Source organism: Caldisericia bacterium (genome assembly GCA_021158845.1).
GTDB lineage: Bacteria > Caldisericota > Caldisericia > B22-G15 > B22-G15 > B22-G15.
The window spans coordinates 1-5,441 of record JAGGSY010000141.1 but is presented as its reverse complement, the minus strand read 5'-3'; the positions used below and the strand labels follow the sequence as shown (position 1 = coordinate 5,441).

The window sequence follows — 5,441 nt, the reverse complement described above, 5'->3', positions numbered from 1 at the left end:
CAATGGTTCCAACATTCACATGCGGTTTAGTTCTTTCAAATTTCTCTTTGGCCATTTCTTCCTTTATCTGGCTCTAAAAAGAAAAAGAGCCAGACTTCACCTCCTTTCATTTATTCTATAGACTATATCTCAGGGAAAAATTTCCATCTATGGAGCCCATGAGCGGACTCGAACCGCTGACCTTGTCCTTACCAAGGACACGCTCTACCTCCTGAGCTACATGGGCATGGTTGCGGGGGCTGGATTCGAACCAGCGACCTCCGGGTTATGAGCCCGACGAGCTACCACTGCTCCACCCCGCAACGATGTATGGAGCGGGAGACGGGACTCGAACCCGCGGCACTCAGCTTGGAAGGCTGATGCTCTACCAACTGAGCTACTCCCGCATGGTGGAGAGGGGAGGATTCGAACCTCCGAAGGCATTCGCCGGCAGATTTACAGTCTGCTGCGTTTGACCACTTCGCTACCTCTCCACAAATGGAGCCGGCGGAGGGATTTGAACCCCCGACCCGCTGATTACAAATCAGCTGCTCTACCACTGAGCTACGCCGGCAATCCAATAAGAATTATATTAAATCTAAACTATTTGTCAAGGAGCATAGGATATATTACACTATTTTTTGTTTTTGTCAATAGATTAAACAATACATTTTAAGCTCTTCTAATCTCCTTAACAAAAAACAATGAAATGGATATCAATGTCACCATTAAACCAAGAAAAGAGAAAAGTTTATCAACAGGTATTTTATCTGCGATAGAGGTGAAAATTCCAATTGAAAGGGGAGCAAGACTTCCTGTAACAATGGACATGGTGGAAAAGAGTCTTCCTCTCATTCTTTCCTCTGTAAGTTCCTGCATAAGAGAGATAATAGGACTACTCACAAAGGCAACAAACAATCCCGCCATAATTATTGATCCATAAATCATAATCATGTCTTTGGATAAACCAAGAAGAAAAATAGAAACTCCTGCTCCTAAAAATCCTATAAGAATGTAAAACCCTTTTCTTTTGACTCTTGCAATGGATAGGTAAGTAAAACCTATTAGAGTACCAACAGAAACAGCAGAATTTAAAAATCCGAAATCCATTACACTCTTTCCAAGAATTTTCTTAACATAGGGGGCAAGAAGTATTCCCACAGGAGAGAAGAAAAAGTTTATCCATGCCAGAGCAATTATAAGATACAGAATTACCTTGGTTTTTATAATAAAACTTATTCCCTCCTTAAACTCCTGAAACCAGATCTTAAGATTTAATCTCTTGACTTGTAAGTTAGCCTTTTCCTCCAATCTTATTAAATAGATACAGAAAGCTCCTATAAAAAATGAAATGGCATCAAAGATGATTAAAGAGAGTATTCCAAGTTTTGCCATGATAAGACCAGATATGGCAGGTCCAACGAGATAGGAAAGTCTAAAAACAAGTTGTAGTAGTGAGTTTCCTTTTATAAGCTGATCCTTTGTCAGGATAGACGGGATTATGGAAGACTGAGATGGCTCAAAGAAGGCAGAGATAAAACCAAGAAGAGCTGACATAAAAAAGATTACAGGAATTGTAAGTAATCCCAGAATAAAGAGGATAGCACCTATAAAAAGCAAGAATCCACTGAGGAGGTTAGAGAGAAACATAATTTTTCTTCTACTAACTCTATCTATCAAAACTCCAGAAAATATTTTGGTTACAAGATTTGGGACCATAAAAAATATCATTACGCTTCCCATAAGAAGTGATGAGCCGGTTATTTGGAGTAGATACCACATAAGAGCTGTCTCAAAAACGGCATCTCCAAGGTAAGATATGCCCTGCCCTACAAACAGAAGAATAAAGTTTCTATTTTTTAATATAGTTTTGTTCATGACTCTTTACAAAAATCTTTATATCTCCGCTTAAACTTACAAGGTTAATTTTATTCTTACCTTCACCTATTACAACTTCCTTATTAGATATCTTCTCTCTTACACCATCTTTTAAAATTTTGACATCACCTCTTTTTGTCTTGAGAGAGATTGAGAGATTATCAGAATTTATAGAAAGATCCATATCTCCATGGTAAGTTTTCCCTGTTATGTCTCCCTCAATTAGAATGTCTCTCGCTCTGATATCTCCACTAAAGATGTTGAAGTTGAGACCTTTAATTAAGCTTTTCTCTATACGAACATCACCTGAATAAGTTTTTAGAGTTCCTTTAATTTTGCACTCTCTTATATTTACATCTCCAGATTTTAAATGAAAATCTGCATCCCCCTTTACCTTGATAAGTTCAAGGTCTCCACTTGTAGAATCAAATTTAATATCTCCTTCAAATTCTTCAATTTTTGTGTCTCCACTTAAGCTTTTGAGCGAGAGTTTACCTTTTATTCCCTTAACTTTGACATCCCCGGAAATTGTATGTATATTAATATCTATCTCCTTGGGTACTTTAATCTTTAAAGTTGGTATGGTGGATATAAACTTATTGAAATTGAAATGAGGAAGGAGTCTTACCTTCAATTTACTCATGATCTTCAATTCATCGTCTTTCTCCTCTATGTTAACTGTGTCCATTCCTTCCTCTATTTGAATATTATCTATATCACTTCCTTCTATTTCCACATCCTGACTCTCAATGTTGATGGAGACTCTCTTATAATTCCCCTTAAATGTCTCCATTGAAGATTTATCACTTTCCTCATCCAAAATTTCCTTTAATATTTCCTCCTTCTCTTCCTCTGTAAGTTTTCCCATCTTAACCAACTCATCAAGTTTTCTTAAAATCTCCTCATCCATTTTTCTTTACCTCCTTTATTAGTTTTATTGCTTCCTTTGAGGTTATTTCCCCTCTTTCCAGTCTCTCTAAAATCTCTTTTATCAATGGGTTTTTTGCTTTTTCCTTATACAAACCAAGGGATACAAGGAGTTCTTCAAGTCTTGCCTTTGCCGTTGGATAAGAAATACCAAGTCTTTCCTGAACCTCTTTAAGGTTTCCTCTTGAGATAAGGAAAGTAAAAAGAAATTTCTCCTCTTCAGGAGAGAGGGTAAGAAATTTATTTAATTTATAATGTCCCCTGACCACAGTTCCACATTTAGGACATCTAAGTTCAGTTATCTCAAGCATCTCTCCACAGGAAGGACACTTTGATGGAAGTTTCATTTTTAGCCTCCTTTAAAAATATTAAACATTACTTTAATAATATTAAAACAGATTTTAATTTTGTCAAGTAATTGAAATTTGACAAGATTTGTTTTATCTTTTAGGTATGTATGCGAAGGTAAAGGCAGTGACACATTTGGGGTTGAGGGTGTATGAGATTACTGTAGAAGTGGACATCTCGTCAGGTCTTCCATCTTTCACAATTGTTGGTCTTCCTGACACTTCCGTTCAGGAAGCAAAAGAGAGGGTAAGGGCAGCTATAAAAAATTCTGGTTTTGATCTTCCTGTAAGAAGGATAACAGTTAATCTTGCTCCTGGTGAGATAAAAAAGGAAGGTACACTCTTTGACCTGCCTATAGCAATAGGAATTCTTGCCGCATCAGACCAAATTCCAAAGGAAGGTTTAATAGATTATTACTTTGTGGGTGAACTTTCCCTTGAGGGAGAATTGAGAAGGATAAGTGGTGGGCTTCCTCTATCTCTCTTCTTAAAGGGGAAAAATTTTGTAATTCCAGAAGGAAACCTTGTAGAGTGCTCCCTTTCAAAGGAGACAAGGTTGTATCATTTTAAAAACCTAACTGAAGTTGTCCTGTTTCTAAGGGGAGAGGAGAAAAGAGAGCCTGTGGTAAACAAAGATATAGAATTTACAGATAAAGAGTTTGATTTAGACTTCTCAGATGTGAAGGGACATAAATTTCTAAAAAGGGCAATGGAGATTGCTGCAGCTGGGAAACACCACATAATAATGGTTGGTTCTCCTGGTTCAGGAAAGACAATGCTTTCAAGAAGGATGCCTACGATTATGCCACCACTTGACTATGATGATGCTGTGGAGATAACAAAAATATACTCCATTGCTGGATTACTTAAGGATGGGGAGGATATTATAAAGACAAGACCTTTTCGTGCACCACATCACACCATATCCTATGCAGGACTTGTGGGTGGTGGAACAATTCCAAAACCTGGAGAGATAAGTCTTGCTCACAAAGGAATTTTATTTCTTGATGAACTTCCTGAATTTAGAAGGGATGTCCTTGAGGTTTTAAGACAGCCACTTGAAGATGGATACATAACAATATCAAGGGTAAGAACAAGCCTTGAATTTCCATCAGATTTTTTACTTGTGGCAGCGATGAATCCATGTCCCTGCGGTTACTATGGAGACCCAGAGAAAACATGCACATGTTCAATAGGAGAGATAAAGAGATACAGAAGAAAAGTATCAGGTCCTTTATGGGATAGGTTTGATATAAAATTAAAGGTGCCAAGGCTTACAGATACAGAGATCTTTGAGAAAAAAGAGGCAGAGAGTTCAGAAAAGATAAGGGAAAGGGTTAAAAGAGTATGGGAAATTCAAAAGGAAAGGTATGCCAAAGAAAGAATTAAATTCAATGGAAGGCTAACTCCAAAACTTATTAAAAAGTATATCCCTCTCACTGAAGAGGCTGAAAGGACACTCAAGAATGCATTGAAATCATTGAAACTTACTTTAAGAAGTATGGATAAAATAGTAAAACTTTCAAGGACAATTGCAGACCTTGAAGGAGAGGAGAAGGTAAATACTTCACACTTACTTGAAGCAATAAGTTATCAAAGGTATTCCCTTTCAGATGACATTTAAAATAGTTGATTTAACCCATACAATAGATGAAGATACTCCAATATTTCCAAAAGACCCACATATTAAAATTGAGAGGGTAAAAAGTATAGAAAGAGATGGCTTTAACTTAAATTACATACATATAGGGGAGCATACAGGAACACACATTGGAACACCACTACATTTTATAAAGGATGGCTTTGATGCATCAATGATTCCACTTGATCTTTTAATTGTAGAATCAATTGTAATAGATATAAGTAAGAAAGCTTCTTTGAACAGAAACTATCTATTAAACATCTGTGATATAGAAATGTGGGAAAAAATTTATGGAGAGATAAGAGAAAAATGCGTTCTTGTAAGGACAGGCTGGGATAAATATTGGAAAACAAAAGATTACCTTGGAATTGACAAAGATGGAGTTATGCACTTTCCCGGAGTGAAACCTGAAGTGGTAAGTTTTCTTATTAAGAAAGGAGTTAAAATAATAGGGATAGATACTCACGGTATTGACGGAGGGATGAGTAAAGATTTTGAATCAAACAGAATCTTATTTGAAAATGGTTGCATACACATTGAGAATTTAAAAAACCTCCATGAACTTCCCGAAAGAGGTTTCTACATATTCTTGGGCTCGTTGAAAATCAAAGGTGGTTCAGGTAGTCCTGCAAGAATCATCGCTTTCAAATTGTAAATTAAGTTATAAT

Annotated in this window: 5 protein-coding genes and 5 tRNA genes; 2 read left to right on the top strand and 8 right to left on the bottom strand. The window is 36.6% G+C overall.

Annotated elements, in window-relative coordinates; all coding sequences use genetic code 11:
* Positions 1-150: 150 nt before the first annotated feature.
* The 8 genes from J7J33_05115 to J7J33_05080 form a co-directional block, all read right to left on the bottom strand.
* Positions 151-226: transfer RNA gene (locus J7J33_05115), tRNA-Thr, on the bottom strand.
* Between the two features lies 1 nt (position 227).
* Positions 228-302: transfer RNA gene (locus tag J7J33_05110), tRNA-Met, on the bottom strand.
* 8 nt (positions 303-310) lie between these two features.
* A tRNA-Gly gene (locus J7J33_05105) sits at positions 311-386 on the bottom strand.
* Between the two features lies 1 nt (position 387).
* A tRNA-Tyr gene (locus J7J33_05100) sits at positions 388-473 on the bottom strand.
* Between the two features lie 5 nt (positions 474-478).
* Positions 479-553: transfer RNA gene (locus tag J7J33_05095), tRNA-Thr, on the bottom strand.
* Between the two features lie 98 nt (positions 554-651).
* On the bottom strand, positions 652-1,857 hold the full coding sequence (locus J7J33_05090; GenBank protein ID MCD6168663.1) for an MFS transporter: 1,206 nt from the start codon (positions 1,855-1,857) through the stop codon (positions 652-654).
* On the bottom strand, positions 1,832-2,767 hold the full coding sequence (locus tag J7J33_05085) for a DUF4097 family beta strand repeat protein (GenBank protein MCD6168662.1): 936 nt from the start codon (positions 2,765-2,767) through the stop codon (positions 1,832-1,834). Before J7J33_05085 ends, J7J33_05090 begins: the two co-directional genes overlap by 26 nt.
* The gene (locus tag J7J33_05080) at positions 2,760-3,131 is read right to left on the bottom strand and encodes a DUF2089 domain-containing protein (protein MCD6168661.1); all 372 of its coding nucleotides are present in this window, start codon (positions 3,129-3,131) and stop codon (positions 2,760-2,762) included. Before J7J33_05080 ends, J7J33_05085 begins: the two co-directional genes overlap by 8 nt.
* A 106-nt stretch (positions 3,132-3,237) precedes the next feature.
* Between J7J33_05080 and J7J33_05075 the strand changes: the two genes are divergently transcribed.
* Entirely contained in the window at positions 3,238-4,755 is a 1,518-nt protein-coding gene (locus J7J33_05075) for a YifB family Mg chelatase-like AAA ATPase (protein MCD6168660.1), read from the top strand.
* On the top strand, positions 4,745-5,428 hold the full coding sequence (locus J7J33_05070) for a cyclase family protein (GenBank protein MCD6168659.1): 684 nt from the start codon (positions 4,745-4,747) through the stop codon (positions 5,426-5,428). Before J7J33_05075 ends, J7J33_05070 begins: the two co-directional genes overlap by 11 nt.
* The last annotated feature ends 13 nt before the right edge of the window (positions 5,429-5,441 follow it).